Source organism: Clostridium sp. HV4-5-A1G (genome assembly GCF_900184915.1).
Taxonomy (GTDB): domain Bacteria; phylum Bacillota; class Clostridia; order Clostridiales; family Clostridiaceae; genus Clostridium_B; species Clostridium_B aromativorans.
In genome coordinates, this window is the sequence record NZ_FXYI02000011.1 from 21,475 (window position 1) to 37,025 (window position 15,551).

The window sequence follows — 15,551 nt, forward strand, 5'->3', positions numbered from 1 at the left end:
TGCGAGGTGATATTTTGTGACTAACTATAGAAGTGGAAGAATAAATGAAGAGATGAAAAAGGAAATAAGCAATATAATCAGAAATGATATAAAAGATCCAAGGGTAACTGCTATGGTGAGTGTTACGAAAGTCGATGTTACAAAAGATCAGAAATATGCTAAAGTTTATGTAAGCATATATGGGAAAAATAAATCGAAAGAAAACACTTTTGAAGCACTTAAAAATTCAGAGGGATTTATAAGAAGGGAAATTGGGCATAGGATAAAACTGAGAAACACGCCAGAGATAATTATAGAACTTGACAATACTATAGAATATGGAATGCATATAGATGATATCCTCCATAAAATAAAGGAGAATGAAAGACATGATAATGAATGATATAATCAATAGAATAAGGAACTGTAACAACATTGCAATTACTTTTCATTCTTCTCCTGACGGAGATGCTCTTGGAAGCTCGCTGGCATTGTTTCAAGGATTAAAAAAGATGGGCAAGGAAGTTAAAATTCTTTCGAGAGAGAAAATATTGGAAGATTTTAAATTCTTACCTTGCAGTGAAGAGATAGATGGTAAAAATTTTAAAGTGGGTTCAGATGTTCAATGTGTTATAGTGCTGGATTGCGGAGATGTAAAGAGAATAGATGCGGAGTTGGATTTTCAAAACAGGGCATACAAAATAATAAATGTAGATCATCATGTAACAAATGAACTCTATGGGAATTTAAACTATGTGGATACAAATGCTGCCGCTGTGGCGGAAATAGTATATCAAATGCTTAAACTTATGGATATAGATATAGATAAGGATATAGCACAGTGTCTTTATACATCTATAATTACAGATAGTGGCTCTTTTAGATATAGTTCGACCACGTCGGTAACCCATGCCATAGCAGGAGATTTAATAAATACGGGTATAGACTTTAGTGAAATTCACAGAATTGTGTTTGAAAATAAAAAGTTTCAGAGAATAAAACTCTATGGGAAAGCTATTGAAGGTATGAAACTTGTAGAAGACAGGATTTGTATTATGAAAATTACACGGGATATGCTTTCGGAAGTTGACATGAATTCAGAAATTGATACTTCTGATATTATAAGTATAGGTATGAAGATAGATACTGTAGAAGTGGGAATTTTGTTAAAGCAGGTAGAGGACGGGATAAAAGCAAGCCTTAGATCAAAATCAAAAGTGGATGTTAGGAAAATAGCAGAAGTATTTGGCGGCGGAGGACATTTAAGGGCAAGTGGCCTTAAAATTGAGGGTAAGTCTATGGATGAGGTGGAAGACATGATATTGGAAGAAGTTGAAAAAGAGTTTATATGATGGATGGTGTTTTGAATATAAATAAGCCTGCAGGTATTACATCCTTTGATGTGGTCAGGAAAATTAAGATTTTGTCACATAATAAGAAGGTAGGTCATGCTGGTACACTTGATCCAATCGCTTCGGGAGTATTGCCAGTATGTATAGGCAGGGCTACCAAGTTTGTGGATTATATAATGAAAGATGAAAAAGTATATTTAACTCAGATGAAACTTGGAATTAGAACGGATACTTACGACAGAGAGGGTACTGTAATAAATACCTTAGATTTTAACTTAAGTAAAAGGAATATAGAGAATGTGATTTTGAGTTTTGAGGGGCAAATAGACCAGCTTCCACCTATGTATTCTGCTATAAAGGTGAAGGGAAAAAGACTTTATGATCTGGCAAGACGCGGCATAGAAGTGGAAAGAAAAAAGAGGAAAATACTGATATATTCTATAGAAATTGTGGATATAAAGCTGCCCTATGTAGTATTTAAGGTAAGGTGTTCTAAAGGAACCTATATAAGAAGTCTTTGTAATGATATTGGAAATAGATTGAATTGTGGAGCTGTTATGTGGGACTTGAAGAGAATATCCACTGGAAACTTTGACATTTTAAATTCAATTACTTTAGAAAGCTTAAATGATAAAAACATATTACAATACATTATTCCTGTAGATACCGCACTGTCACAATACCCTGTACTCACAGTTGAAGATAAGTATGTAAAAAATGTTTTAAATGGAATTCCAATAAGGGATAAGATATTTTTAGATAAAATATCAAAGGATAGACTGTATAGAGTGTATACAAGTAAAAATGAGTTTGTGGGTTTAGGCATGCATAAAACTTTTGAATTTAAAATGGTTAAGTTATTTATTCGAGGTAATTGATTATGAAAGTTATAGAAGATAATTTTAAAGAACATTTTAAAGAGAATACATATATAGCATTGGGAAGCTTTGACGGACTTCATCTAGGACATATGAGTCTTATAAATAAGACCATCAGACTCGCTAGAAATAATAGGGCAAAGAGTATGGTATTTACATTTAAAAATCATCCTCTTATGACTATAAATCCTGACTTGGCACCTAAAATTTTGATGGATAACCAATCTAAAATAGATGTATTGAGAAATATGGGTTTGGATATAATAAATATGGTAAACTTCAATGAAGAACTTATGAAAATAGGTCCTGAGGACTTTGTGATTCATCTTTTAAATAACTATAGGGCCAAAGGATTTGTGGTTGGGTTCAACTATAGATTTGGATACAAGAATTTAGGAGATGTAAATTTATTAAAGAAGTTGAGCAGAGTTTATAAATTTCATTTAAGCGTTATTGATTCTGTAAAATATAAAGGACAAATAGTTAGCAGTTCAATCATAAGAGCCATTGTAACTGATGAAGGGGATATGAAAAAGGTAAACAAACTTTTGACAAGGCCTTTTATGATACAGGGAAAGGTAATGCATGGAAAGCAGTTAGGAAGAAAACTGGGATTTCCCACAGTAAATCTGGATTATGACAAAAAATTTGTGATACCAAAGGGCGGAGTATATTATACTATGGTGGGATTAGATGGAAAAATATTTAAAGGTATAACTAACGTAGGATATAATCCCACCACCTATGACAATAAACTCAGCGTTGAAACCAATATACTGGACTTCAGCGGGGATATATATGATAGAAACATAAAGATATATTTTATTGAGAGAATTAGAGATGAGGTAAAATTCAACAGTTTAGCTGAATTAGCCGATCAATTAAAGAAAGATAAAGTGTATGTGAGTAAAAAAACCGGAAATTAATTTTAAAAATTAATTTACAATACTAGGTTTATTTGCTATAATTACAGACGTGATCCTTATGCTAAGAATTTCGACTTGCCAACGTTGTTCTTGGAATAAAGGGGATTAACAATTGGAGGTGTAACAAAATGGAGAAGGCAGTTAAAGATGCGATAATGAAAAAATACGCAAGACATGAGGGAGATACAGGATCCCCTGAAGTGCAGATAGCCCTGCTTACTGAAAGAATTAATCATTTAAATGAACATTTAAAAATCCATAAGAAAGATCATCATTCCAGAAGGGGTCTTCTAATGATGGTTGGTAAGAGAAGAGGTCTTCTTAATTACTTAATTAGACAGGATATTGAGAGATATCGTGCTATTATTAAGGAGTTAAATTTAAGAAAATAATTTTTGGAGCGGGCTTGTGCCGCTCTATTCTTTTAATAGAATTGTAATTCATTGGTAGGAGGTATATTTTTAATGAGTGATATAATTCAAACTACTGTGGCAGGAAGAGTTTTAAAGGTTGATTATGGAAAAGTAGGTAAACTTTCTGACTGCGCTATGTTTATAAGTTATGGAGATACAGTGGTTTTAATCAATGCAAATTCGTCAGATGAACCTAGAGAAGGAGTAGATTTTTTTCCTTTGAGCATAGAATATGAGGAGAGGCTGTACTCTGTTGGTAAGATTCCCGGAGGTTTTATAAAAAGGGAGGGTAAACCAACGGAAAAGGCCATACTTCATGCTAGAGCGATAGATAGGCCACTTAGGCCGCTGTTTCCAAAGGGATATAGAAATGATGTTCAGGTAGTATGTACTGTACTGTCAGTTGATCAGGACAATGCACCTGACATATTGGCCATAAATGGAGCTTCATTAGCTCTATGTATGTCAAGTATTCCTTTTACTACTCCGGTGGGAGCAGTGTCCGTAGGGCTGGTAGATGGCAAATTCATAATTAATCCCGATTTAAAACAAAGGGAAAAAAGTAGTTTAAATCTTACAGTTTGTGCTACTAAGGACAGGGTTATGATGGTAGAAGCTGGAGGAGATGAAATACCGGAGGATATAATGTACAACGGTATAATATGTGGATTTGAAGAATGCAAAAAGATAGTGGCATTTCAAGAAGAAATCATAAAGAAGTATGGAAAAGAAAAAGTTGAACCTGTATTGTACAAGGCGGATGAAGCCCTGGAGGAAAAAGTTAGAGAGTTTGCCTCTGATATGATAAAAGATGCCATGCATATAGAGGACAGAGATAATAGAAATGAAGCGCTTAAAGATATAGACGATAAATTAAATGGGCAATTTTCTGAAGAATACCCGGATAGTGAAGCTGATATTTCTGATATAGTCTACAGAATGAAAAAAGAAGTAGTTAGAAATATGCTTTTAAAAGAACATAAAAGAGTAGATGGAAGGGCATTTGACGAAATAAGACCTATAAGCTGTGAAGTGGGAATTCTTCCCAGAACTCATGGTACTGGACTTTTTACAAGAGGATTAACTCAAGTGATGACTGTAGCTACGTTGGGATCCCTGGGAGATGTGCAGATACTTGATGGAGTGGGTTCTGAAGAGTCCAAGAGATATATTCACCACTACAATTTTCCATCCTACAGCACAGGTGAGACAAAGCCTCTTAGAGGACCAGGAAGAAGGGAAATAGGTCATGGAGCTCTGGCTGAAAAAGCATTGGAACCACTTATACCAAGTGAAGAGGAATTTCCCTATACCATAAGATTGGTGTCTGAGGTGTTGAGTTCAAACGGCTCTACTTCTCAGGCCAGCATATGTGGAAGTACTTTAGCTCTTTTGGACGCAGGTGTCCCAATAAAAAGACCGGCGGCGGGAATAGCTATGGGACTTGTAACCAGCGAAGATATGTCTCAGGAGGAAATATTGACTGATATACAGGGATTAGAGGATTTCTTCGGAGATATGGACTTTAAAGTTGGAGGAACAGAAAAAGGCATTACAGCCATTCAATTTGATACAAAAATTCATGGGCTATCCAATAACTGTATAAAAGAAACCCTCAATAGGGCAAGAACAGCAAGGTTATTTATACTTGAAAAAATCCATGAATGTATTCCTGCACCAAGGGCAGAATTGTCAAAATATGCTCCAAAGACATTTACCATGTCCATAGATCCTGAAAAGATCAGGGATGTAATAGGCTCCGGAGGAAAGGTTATAAACAAGATAATAGCAGAGACTGGAGTTAAAATAGATATAAAAGAAGATGGAAAAATATTTGTTATGTCAGATGACACTGCAAGTGCAAAGAAGGCATTGAAAATAATTGACGATCTTACTAAAGAAGTAGTGGTGGGAGAGATATATCTGGGTAAGGTTACCAAAACAACTAATTTTGGAGCATTTGTTGAAGTACTTCCAGGTAAAGAAGGACTGGTTCATATCTCAAAATTGGATTTTACCAGAGTGAATAAGGTAGAAGACGTAGTATCTGTAGGAGATAAGATATTGGTCAAAGTAACTGATATAGATAATCAAGGTAGAATAAATCTTTCCAGAAAAGATGCCATAAAAGATTCTGAGAAAAAAGATCTAAAGGGAAAAGATTCAAAGGTAAAACAGTAAAATAGAAGGGCTTAGGTGCCTTTTTATTTTTTAATGTGATTTTTTTACACCTTGTGGGAATAATTTTGATAATAAATTAAAACTGTCTAGTGAAAGAGGTGAAACTTTTAATGTATAATTTATTTAAGTTAGATAATGGATTAAGAGTAGTCGTAGAAAATATAGATTATGTAAATTCTGTAAGTGTGGGCCTCTGGATAAAAAGTGGATCTAGAAATGAAGAAAAATACAATAATGGTATTTCTCATTTTATTGAACATATGCTGTTTAAAGGCACAGCTAATAGAACTGCACTTGAAATAGCTGAATCAATAGAAGATGTTGGTGGACAGATAAATGCTTTTACGGGGAAGGAAGCTACATGTTTTTATGTAAAAGTATTGGATACTCATTTGGATTTGGCTATAGATGTTTTAGCGGATATGTTGTTTAACAGTAAATTTTTACCTGAAGATATCGAAAAGGAAAAGGGCGTTATAGTTGAAGAGATAAATATGAGTGAAGATTTACCAGAAGATGTATTGTCGGATCTTCACAATAAAGCCATGTGGGGAAATGATTCTATATCTCTTCCCATACTGGGAAATGCTGATACTGTGAAATCCTTTAATAGAAAACAGCTGCTGGAATATATAAATTCTCGTTATATACCTGAAAATTCCGTAATATCTATAGCCGGCAAGGTAAATTTAAAAAATGTAGAGAAATTGATAGAAAAATATTTTAAAAACTGGTGTGGAAAAGACAAGGTTATCACCAATTATTCTTTCCCAAAACTTCTAAATAACCATCTTTTGAAGAGAAAGAATATAGAACAGCTTCATTTGAGCTTAGGGATACAGGGAGTTAAAGGAGGCAGTGATGATATATATCCACTTTTATTATTGAATAATATATATGGAGGTGGAGCTTCTTCTATATTGTTTCAGAAGATACGTGAGGAAAAAGGTCTTTGTTATTCTGTATATTCTTATTTGACTTCTTTTAATAATAATGGTGTAGTTATTGTGTATACTGGATTAAATGCGAAGTATGTTTATGATGTGATATGCAGAATAAAAGAAGAGTTAGAGCTATTTTCAAAAAATGGCATTAAACCTGGTAAATTGAAAAAATCAAAAGAACAGTTAAAAGGAAACTATATATTGGGTATGGAAAGCATAAGCAGCAGGATGTTTAATAACGGTAAATCTCTATTATTTACCAATAAGTTAAATACTCCTGAAGATATAATAGAAAAGATAAACAACATAGATGAAGATATTCTAAACAGAGTGATGAAGAACACTTTTTGTAATGGAATAGTGAATTCCGCATTCGTAGGTGATAATATAGATATGGAAATTGTAAAAAATTTATTGGATAAAGATATAAAACCTTTTCAGGGATCAAAGAGCAGCTTTTTATAAAATTTATTAGAATGAGTATGAATTTGGGATTTTATATGATTATGAAGCTTGTAGAATAAGTTATGTACATTGTTCATAGTATGTAGTAATGATATATTTTATATAATATAAGTGGGAGGATACTATGGATCAAAATATAAAATATTATAGTGAAATGGAAAGATATGAAATTATTAATGTGAATGATGGCAATAAATACAATTATCTGGGGAACAATGACATAATAGTTGATTCTGAGGGGAACCTAAAGATATTGATTTTAAGTGATAATAAAACTAAATTTGGTATTTTTGGTAAAAGTGAGTTCATAGAGGTTCCCTGGGAATATGTCAAGAAAATAGGAGCTAAGACAATTATTATAGATGTGGAGGAAAAAAATCTCAAAAAAGTGCGATAGTACAGTTGAAGATTTTTAAATTGTCAACTGTCAATTGTGCATTGTAAATTATAAATTGTCAAAAATTATGGAGGACTAAAATGAGAATACTAATTCAAAAATTTGGAGGGACTTCTGTTTCTACTCATGAAAGAAGAAATAGAGTAGTAAATAAAATAATTAAGGCCAAGAATAAGGGATTTTCACCAGTTGTAGTTGTTTCAGCTATGGGTAGAAAAGGTCAACCCTATGCTACAGATACGCTTCTATCTCTGGTCAGCAGAGATTTTAGAAATAGCAGTCCGTTAAGTATTGATTTGCTTATGAGTTGTGGGGAGATAATAAGTACTGTAGTTGTTGCTGATGAGCTCTCAAAATTAAAAATGGATGTTGTTCCCCTAACAGGAGGACAGGCAGGAATAATTACTGATGATAATTATAATGATGCTGCTGTTTTAAGGGTGGAAAAAGGCAAACTGACCAGTATATTGGAAAGTGGAAAAATTCCGATAGTTGCTGGATTTCAAGGAGTATCTGAAAATGGATATGTAACTACATTGGGAAGAGGCGGAAGTGATGTTACCGCAGCACTTTTGGGTACTGCTTTAAATGCAGAATCCGTAGAAATATATACAGATGTAGATGGAATAATGACGGCAGATCCTAGAATAGTATCTGATGCCTCATTGATTGAAAAGATAAGCTATAATGAGGTGTTCCAAATGGCAGATCAAGGAGCCAAGGTCATACACCCAAGAGCCGTAAAAATAGCCATGAATGGAAATGTACCTTTAGTTATAAAGAACACATTGAATGATGGAAAAGGCACCGTCATAAGCAATTCTGCGGCGGGGGCATCTGGTAAAGTCGTAAACGGTATAACATCCATGGATGACAGAGTTCAGATTACGGTGAAATATAGTGAAAACAAAGATTCTGAAAATTATTATACATTATTAGATGAGCTGGCAAATAATCTTATAAGTATAGATTTGATAAATGTGTTTCCCTATGAGGAAGTGTTTACTATAGGTAATGAGGATATGGATAATTTTAAGATAGTGATGAAAAATCTCGGTCTCAATTATAATGCTATAAAAGAATGTACTAAAATAGCCCTCATTGGAAGCGGCATGAGAGGGGTGCCAGGAGTTATTGCAAAGATATTGAAAGTACTGTCTAGAGAGAATATAAAAGTACTTCAAACTGCTGATTCCCATACTACCATATGGTGTCTTGTTGAAAGAAGTAAAGCAAGTAAAGCCATAAATGCCCTTCATAGGGAATTTCTATTGGGTGAAAAGTAAAAAGGTATATGAATCTCCTAAAATGCATAAGATAAAATCGTTTAAGGAGGAGATTAAAATGTCGGATAAAATAAATAATGAAACCCAGAAGAATAACAGCCAGCTTCAAAACATAAAAGAGCTGGGTGTTACAAATATTCCACAGCAGAGAAACAGCCCAATCCAAATACTTCCAATAATAGGCCAGATAGAAGGGCATGTGGTACTGCCTTCTGAAACCAAAAGCACTAAATATGAACATGTAATACCAAATTTAATTGCTGTTGAAAGTGACAGTAGTGTAAAAGGATTGCTGGTGGTTTTAAATACTGTAGGTGGGGATGTAGAGGCTGGTCTTGCCATATCGGAGATGATAAGGAGCTTGAGTAAACCTACAGTATCTCTCGTTATAGGGGGAGGACATTCCATTGGCGTACCTCTTGCTACGGCGTCTGATTATTCATTTATATCTCCTACGGCTACCATGATTGTGCATCCCATAAGAATGACTGGAATGGTGATTGGAGTTCCAAAGACTTTTGAGTACTTTAGCAAAATGCAGGATAGGATAAATGAATTTATTGTTAGAACATCTAATATAACTGAAAAAAAATTGATTGAACTTATGCTTCAAACAGATGAATTGCTAAACGATACGGGAACTATACTGATTGGTAAGCAGGCGGTGCAGCAGGGTTTGATTGATGAAGTGGGGGGAATAAGTGAGGCTCTTAAAAAATTAAATGACATGATCAAATAATTAAAGACCTATTAAAAGTCACCATAGGATAAATCCTATGGTAATTTATATTTATCTGATGATGAGATTATGCTGCAAAATTATTAGAGGAAAAGAGAAAGTGATGTAGAATATTTATTAGGGAACTTTTCACTTTAGGACTTATTAAATATTTCTTTGCACTTGAAGGAGGTGGTAACATATGTCTAGAAGTAGAAGAAAGCAGGAGCATATCTTTAACAGGGATGTAAAAGGTATATTACTTGCTACACTGGGAGTGCTTATGATAATAAGTGTATTTTCACCATCTTCCTCTGGAATAGCTGGAAGATTTATAAAAAGACTTTTGATAGCTGTGTTTGGATTAGGATGCTATATATTCCCTATACTCATAATATTTATAGGATGCTGTCTTATTATAAAAAAGAATAAAATAAATTTCAGCAAAAAATTTTATGGAATTCTTCTTTTTATTATAAATACCCTTTTATTTATGCAGATGCTTGTAATGTCAAAGTATTACTCTGAATATGATTTATTTTCAGGAGTAAAAAAACTATATGACTCAGACACCATATTTCATGGAGGAATAATAAGCTTTTTGATAGATGTACCATTATATAAGCTGTTTGGAAATACGGGATGCTATATCATATTTGCAGCTCTTTATATAATTTCATTTATGATTATAAGTAAAATTACTGTTTATGATATATTGAATAAATTAAAAGTGATATTTACAAGAAAAAAAGACAGTGAGGACATTAAAATTAAAGAAGACAATAAGATGGAAAATAGAGAATTAAAAAATGATGGGCACGATACTGAAGGAGATGAAAAGGCTGGTTTTATTAAAAATTTAAACAATAGGATAAAGATACTGGATTTTATGAAATCTTCAGATCCAAAAGAAGAGGATTATATGAGCAAGCCTTTGTATAATGAAAAATTGGATGATTTTAACGGTGATAAAAATGGGTTTGCCGGAGGGAAATCAAATTCTATAAATGAGGAACTGGAAAAGAAAATGACAGAAAGTGAGAAAAAATTAAGTACCATATATAAATCTCCTCCAGTGAGTTTATTGAAACAAAATATCCAGTCCAAGCTGAATAAGCAGGATAAAAGGGAATTGATAAACAGTGCAAATAAATTAGAAGAGACTCTAGCCAGCTTTGGAGTAGATGTGAAAGTACTTCAGGTTAGCAGAGGACCTTCTGTAACTAGATTTGAAATTCAACCAAGCCCTGGAATTAAGGTGAGTAAAATTGTCAATTTATCTGATGATATAGCACTTGGACTTGCTGCATCAGGAGTGAGAATAGAAGCCCCTATACCGGGAAAATCTGCAATTGGCATAGAAGTCCCAAATAAAGAACTTACGCCGGTATATTTAAGAGAAGTTGTGGAATCTCAAGAGTTTATGAATTCGAAAAATAAATTAGCTTATTGTTTGGGAAAGGATATAGGTGGAAATTGTATAGTATCAGATCTTACGAAAATGCCACATATGCTCATAGCAGGTGCTACAGGTTCAGGTAAAAGTGTTTGTATAAATACTCTTATAGTGAGTTTGCTCTATAAATATTCACCTGATGACGTTAAATTTTTAATGGTGGATCCTAAAGTGGTGGAACTCAGTGTATACAATGGGATACCACATTTGCTCATACCTGTAGTGACAGATCCTAAAAAAGCGGCAGGAGCATTAAATTGGGCTGTGCAGGAAATGAATAGAAGATATAAACTTTTTGCGGATAACAGTGTTAGAAATATAGAAGGGTATAATGAATTATTTGAAAGCGGAAAAATAGAAAGCAAACTTCCTTTTGTAGTAATAATAATTGATGAACTTTCAGACTTAATGATGGTGTGCCCAAATGAAGTGGAGGATTATATAGGACGTCTTGCTCAAATGTCGAGAGCTGCAGGTATGCATTTGGTTATAGCCACCCAGAGACCTTCTGTGGATGTAATTACAGGGGTGATAAAAGCCAATATCCCTTCTAGGATATCATTTGCAGTATCCAGTCAAATTGATTCCAGAACTATAATTGACAGCAGCGGTGCTGAGAAACTGCTCGGAAAAGGAGATATGCTGTTTTATCCTGTGGGAGAAGCGAAGCCCATGAGAATACAGGGGGCATTTATATCTGAAAATGAGGTGGAAAAAGTTGTGGATTACATAAAAAATAAACAGGGCGAACCACAATATGAAGATAAAATAATAGAGCAGATAGATACGAATGTAACTAAAGCTGATGATAACTGCGATGAGCTTTTAGATGAAGCTATTAGAGTTGTATTAGATGCAGGACAAGCTTCTACTTCACTGCTCCAAAGAAGGCTCAGAATAGGATACAACAGGGCAGCTAGGATAATAGAGCAGATGGAAGAAAGGGAGATAATATCAAAAAAAGACGGAAGTAAACCAAGGCGGATACTTATTGACCGGAAAGATTGAATGCAATTTACAATTCACAGTGCACAATTCATAATTAAAGTACAAAGTTTAAATATCAATTTTGGTGGATTTTTGGATTGACCGAAAATCTTCGTTAAGTGTTATTTATTCTCTGAACTTTGATATTTACAATATCCGTTGAACCTAAGAATAACTTGATATAAAGGTTAATTTAACTTATATTAATATTGAATATTAAAATGATTTAACAGGAGGAAATTTAGTGGGTAAATTGAAAATTGGACTGATAAGTTTGGGCTGTGATAAAAATAGAGTAGATTCTGAAATAATATTGAATAGCATTGAAAAAGAGTATATTCTAGTTGAAAATTTAAAACTGGCTGATGTAATAATTGTAAATACCTGCGGCTTCATAGAAGCAGCTAAGCAAGAATCCATAGATACCATACTTCAAATGTCAAATTATAAAGTAGAATTTAATTGCAAAATTCTTGTAGTTACTGGATGCTTAGCTCAAAGGTATGGAAGAGAACTTATGTCATTATTGCCGGAAATAGATGTGATGTTGGGAGTAAATGATTATGATAAATTAAATAAAAGTATAAAAAAATGTATTGAAAATACAGATGATAAAATTTATAATTGTGATTATAGCGATTTCAATATATATGAAGGCAGGAGGAAACTTACTACACCTTTTTACAGAGCTTATTTGAAAATAGCAGAGGGATGTAATAATTGCTGTACCTATTGCATAATTCCAAAAATTAGAGGAAAATATAGAAGTAGGAGCATGGAGAGTTTAATAAAGGAATGTAATGATCTAGCCCTTCATGGAGTTAAGGAAATAATAGTTATTGCACAGGATACTACGAAATATGGAATTGATATATATGGCAGGAAGATGCTTCCTGAACTCATCAGAAGTATATCTAAAATTTCTGGAATAGAGTGGATTAGACTTCTTTACTGCTATCCTGAAGAGATAACAGGGGAACTTATAGATGAAATTGCCTCCAATGACAAGGTGTGCAATTATATAGACATACCTCTTCAGCATATAAGTGATAATATATTGAAACATATGGGAAGAAAAGGAAGAAAAAGGGATATAATAAAAATTATAGGTGAGCTTAGAAAAAATATCAAAGATATTTCCATTAGAACTACTATAATAGTTGGGTTTCCAGGAGAGACTGAGAAGGATTTTAATGAGCTGAAGGAATTTGTAAAATCCATGAAGTTTGAGAATATGGGGGTTTTCAAGTATTCAAGAGAAGAGGGAACTGCAGCTTTTAAAATGAAAGATCAAGTTCCGGAGGAAATAAAATCCGCAAGGGAAGGCGAATTGATGATACTGCAGCAGGAAATTGTTAAGGCTTCCGGAAAAAGCAAAATTGGAAATGTGTATAGAGTACTTGTAGAGGGCAAAAAGGGGAAGCTGTGGTATGGAAGAAACTATGAAATGGCTCCGGATATAGATGGGCTTATATATATAAAATGTGAAAAAGGGTTAAAAGTAGGTACTATGATTAATGTAAAAATAATCCGTAGTATTCAATATGATTTGGTGGGAGTTGTATGTGATGAATTTGGCGAATAAACTTACGATACTTAGAATGTTACTGATTCCATTTTTCTTGATTTTTATGGCTATAAAAGATATGCCTTATGGAAAAATTATTGCAATAGCTATTTTTATATTGGCATCAATAACGGATAAATTAGATGGATATATAGCTAGAAGCAGAAATCAAGTTACTAGATTTGGAAAATTTATGGATCCTTTGGCAGATAAACTTTTAGTTACGGCAGCTCTTATATCTCTGGTGGAATATCATATAATACCAACCTGGGTGGCAATGATTATAATAGCAAGGGAATTTGCAGTAACTGGACTTAGAGCTGTCGCAGCGGCAGAGGGAATTGTAATAGCTGCAAGCCCATGGGGTAAGGCTAAAACTGTAACGCAAATAGTGGCTATAATACTTGCACTTATAAATTTGGACTACAACCATATATCTTTTGGACTGCTGAGAAGTTTTTTATATCATCCTCACAGAATTTTAAATTTGGCTACTGATATTGCCATGGCCATAGCAATAATTATGACATTAATTTCTGGAATAGATTATTTTGTAAAAAATAAGGAAGTACTAAAGCCGGATAAATAATAAATTTGTTGATTAAAATGCAATTATGTTGTACATAATTAAAATATATATTTTAGGTGGATAATGGAAATCTGTAGTTTTGGTATAGTGATGTAAAATAATTAATTTAAACCTGTTGACTAGTTAAAATGTATGGTATATAATTTAATTAGAACATGCGTTCGCATAAGAGAGGAAGTGATCCTTTGGGAAATTTAAGTAATGAAAAGTTACAGGCTATAGAATCTGCCATGGGGCAGATAGAAAAGCAATTTGGAAAGGGCGCTGTAATGAAACTGGGAGAGAATAGTGTTTTAAATGTAGACGCTATATCCACAGGATGTCTTGATTTGGATATAGCTCTTGGTATTGGAGGAGTGCCCAGGGGGAGGGTAATAGAAATATTTGGACCTGAGTCTTCGGGCAAGACTACGGTAGCCCTTCATATAATTGCTGAAGCTCAAAAATCAGGTGGTGCAGCGGCTTTTATAGATGCAGAACATGCGCTGGATCCTGCTTATGCAAAGAATTTAGGCGTAGATATAGAGAATTTGATTGTATCCCAGCCAGACAGCGGAGAGCAGGCTCTTGAGATTGCAGAGGCACTGGTAAGATCAAATGCAATAGACGTTCTAGTAGTGGATTCGGTGGCAGCTTTAGTTCCCAAAGCTGAAATAGAAGGTGAAATGGGAGATTCCCATGTAGGACTTCAAGCAAGACTTATGTCCCAGGCTCTCAGAAAACTCACGTCTTCTATAAATAAATCAAGATGTGTAACCATATTTATAAATCAGCTGAGAGAAAAAGTGGGAATTATGTTTGGAAACCCTGAAGTTACTCCAGGTGGAAGGGCACTAAAATTTTATGCTTCTGTTAGAATGGATGTAAGAAGAATAGATGCCATAAAGCAGGGAGATACAATAGTAGGTAATAGAACGAGGGTAAAAATAACAAAGAACAAGGTAGCTCCTCCTTTTAAACAAGCTGAATTTGATATAATGTACAATCATGGTATTTCAAGAGAGGGAAATGTGCTTGATGTAGGTGTAAGAGAGGAACTAATACAGAAAAGTGGTTCCTGGTTCTCCTATAAGGAAACGAGGCTTGGACAAGGAAGAGAAAATGCAAAGCAATTTTTAAAAGAAAATCAGGATATTTTATTTGAGATAGAAAGTAAAATAAGAAAAAAGTACAATTTACCTGAGTTAAAAAAGCCTTCGACAGGTAATAAAAACGAAAAAGATAATAAGCCAAGTACGAAAAAAAATGAGCAAAAACATATGGATATATGATGCAAATATAAAATCGCGAGATAATTATCCTGCGATTTTATATTTATCATCGATTCAAATAGGCAAACTCCATCCGAATTTAAGGAATATTTAATATATGGAATAAGATGTATATAACTTGACAATAATTAAAATATAATAT

Annotated in this window: 14 protein-coding genes; all 14 read left to right on the top strand. The window is 33.7% G+C overall.

The window, feature by feature from the left end:
• Positions 1-16: 16 nt before the first annotated feature.
• The 14 genes from rbfA (at position 17) to recA (ending at position 15,409) form a co-directional block, all read left to right on the top strand.
• A complete protein-coding gene (gene rbfA / locus J5G60_RS02560; RefSeq protein WP_150356440.1) occupies positions 17-382 on the top strand; it encodes a 30S ribosome-binding factor RbfA in 366 nt (121 codons plus the stop codon).
• Positions 369-1,331: a DHH family phosphoesterase gene (locus tag J5G60_RS02565; RefSeq protein WP_150356439.1), complete on the top strand. Its 963-nt coding sequence runs from the start codon at positions 369-371 to the stop codon at positions 1,329-1,331. The genes rbfA and J5G60_RS02565 overlap by 14 nt, the downstream gene beginning before the upstream one ends.
• Positions 1,331-2,209 (top strand): tRNA pseudouridine(55) synthase TruB, encoded by an 879-nt coding sequence (gene truB / locus J5G60_RS02570; protein WP_150356438.1) that lies wholly within the window; start codon positions 1,331-1,333, stop codon positions 2,207-2,209. The genes J5G60_RS02565 and truB overlap by 1 nt, the downstream gene beginning before the upstream one ends.
• A 2-nt stretch (positions 2,210-2,211) precedes the next feature.
• Positions 2,212-3,135: a bifunctional riboflavin kinase/FAD synthetase gene (locus J5G60_RS02575; RefSeq protein ID WP_150356437.1), complete on the top strand. Its 924-nt coding sequence runs from the start codon at positions 2,212-2,214 to the stop codon at positions 3,133-3,135.
• Positions 3,136-3,263: 128 nt separating this feature from the next.
• A complete protein-coding gene (gene rpsO / locus J5G60_RS02580) occupies positions 3,264-3,527 on the top strand; it encodes a 30S ribosomal protein S15 (RefSeq protein WP_150356436.1) in 264 nt (87 codons plus the stop codon).
• Positions 3,528-3,599: 72 nt separating this feature from the next.
• Positions 3,600-5,729 (top strand): polyribonucleotide nucleotidyltransferase, encoded by a 2,130-nt coding sequence (locus J5G60_RS02585; RefSeq protein ID WP_150356435.1) that lies wholly within the window; start codon positions 3,600-3,602, stop codon positions 5,727-5,729.
• A 110-nt stretch (positions 5,730-5,839) separates the two neighbouring features.
• Entirely contained in the window at positions 5,840-7,138 is a 1,299-nt protein-coding gene (locus tag J5G60_RS02590) for a M16 family metallopeptidase (RefSeq protein ID WP_150356434.1), read from the top strand.
• Between the two features lie 124 nt (positions 7,139-7,262).
• Positions 7,263-7,535 (top strand): YlmC/YmxH family sporulation protein, encoded by a 273-nt coding sequence (locus J5G60_RS02595; protein ID WP_150356433.1) that lies wholly within the window; start codon positions 7,263-7,265, stop codon positions 7,533-7,535.
• Positions 7,536-7,615: 80 nt separating this feature from the next.
• Positions 7,616-8,821, top strand: a complete 1,206-nt coding sequence (gene dapG / locus J5G60_RS02600; protein WP_150356432.1) for an aspartate kinase — start codon at positions 7,616-7,618, stop codon at positions 8,819-8,821.
• A gap of 58 nt (positions 8,822-8,879) precedes the next feature.
• Positions 8,880-9,560, top strand: a complete 681-nt coding sequence (locus J5G60_RS02605) for a ClpP family protease (protein WP_150356431.1) — start codon at positions 8,880-8,882, stop codon at positions 9,558-9,560.
• 181 nt (positions 9,561-9,741) lie between these two features.
• Positions 9,742-12,003, top strand: a complete 2,262-nt coding sequence (locus tag J5G60_RS02610; RefSeq protein WP_150356430.1) for an FtsK/SpoIIIE family DNA translocase — start codon at positions 9,742-9,744, stop codon at positions 12,001-12,003.
• 223 nt (positions 12,004-12,226) lie between these two features.
• On the top strand, positions 12,227-13,567 hold the full coding sequence (gene rimO / locus J5G60_RS02615) for a 30S ribosomal protein S12 methylthiotransferase RimO (RefSeq protein WP_150356429.1): 1,341 nt from the start codon (positions 12,227-12,229) through the stop codon (positions 13,565-13,567).
• Positions 13,551-14,138 (top strand): CDP-diacylglycerol--glycerol-3-phosphate 3-phosphatidyltransferase, encoded by a 588-nt coding sequence (pgsA, locus tag J5G60_RS02620; RefSeq protein WP_150356428.1) that lies wholly within the window; start codon positions 13,551-13,553, stop codon positions 14,136-14,138. The genes rimO and pgsA overlap by 17 nt, the downstream gene beginning before the upstream one ends.
• Before the next feature lie 230 nt (positions 14,139-14,368).
• Positions 14,369-15,409 carry a recombinase RecA gene (gene recA / locus J5G60_RS02625; RefSeq protein ID WP_229981268.1) on the top strand — a complete coding sequence of 347 codons (1,041 nt, stop codon included), beginning with the start codon at positions 14,369-14,371 and terminating at the stop codon, positions 15,407-15,409.
• Positions 15,410-15,551: the final 142 nt, after the last annotated feature.

Excerpts from the sequence above, each read along its gene's own strand:
- J5G60_RS02595 (WP_150356433.1), top strand. The coding sequence starts at position 7,263 with ATGGATCAAAATATAAAATATTATAGTGAAATGGAAAGATATGAAATT.
- J5G60_RS02565 (WP_150356439.1), top strand. The coding sequence starts at position 369 with ATGATAATGAATGATATAATCAATAGAATAAGGAACTGTAACAACATT.
- recA (WP_229981268.1), top strand. The coding sequence starts at position 14,369 with ATGGGGCAGATAGAAAAGCAATTTGGAAAGGGCGCTGTAATGAAACTG.
- rpsO (WP_150356436.1), top strand. The coding sequence starts at position 3,264 with ATGGAGAAGGCAGTTAAAGATGCGATAATGAAAAAATACGCAAGACAT.
- J5G60_RS02610 (WP_150356430.1), top strand. The coding sequence starts at position 9,742 with ATGTCTAGAAGTAGAAGAAAGCAGGAGCATATCTTTAACAGGGATGTA.
- dapG (WP_150356432.1), top strand. The coding sequence starts at position 7,616 with ATGAGAATACTAATTCAAAAATTTGGAGGGACTTCTGTTTCTACTCAT.
- J5G60_RS02585 (WP_150356435.1), top strand. The coding sequence starts at position 3,600 with ATGAGTGATATAATTCAAACTACTGTGGCAGGAAGAGTTTTAAAGGTT.
- J5G60_RS02575 (WP_150356437.1), top strand. The coding sequence starts at position 2,212 with ATGAAAGTTATAGAAGATAATTTTAAAGAACATTTTAAAGAGAATACA.
- J5G60_RS02590 (WP_150356434.1), top strand. The coding sequence starts at position 5,840 with ATGTATAATTTATTTAAGTTAGATAATGGATTAAGAGTAGTCGTAGAA.
- J5G60_RS02605 (WP_150356431.1), top strand. The coding sequence starts at position 8,880 with ATGTCGGATAAAATAAATAATGAAACCCAGAAGAATAACAGCCAGCTT.
- pgsA (WP_150356428.1), top strand. The coding sequence starts at position 13,551 with ATGAATTTGGCGAATAAACTTACGATACTTAGAATGTTACTGATTCCA.
- truB (WP_150356438.1), top strand. The coding sequence starts at position 1,331 with ATGGATGGTGTTTTGAATATAAATAAGCCTGCAGGTATTACATCCTTT.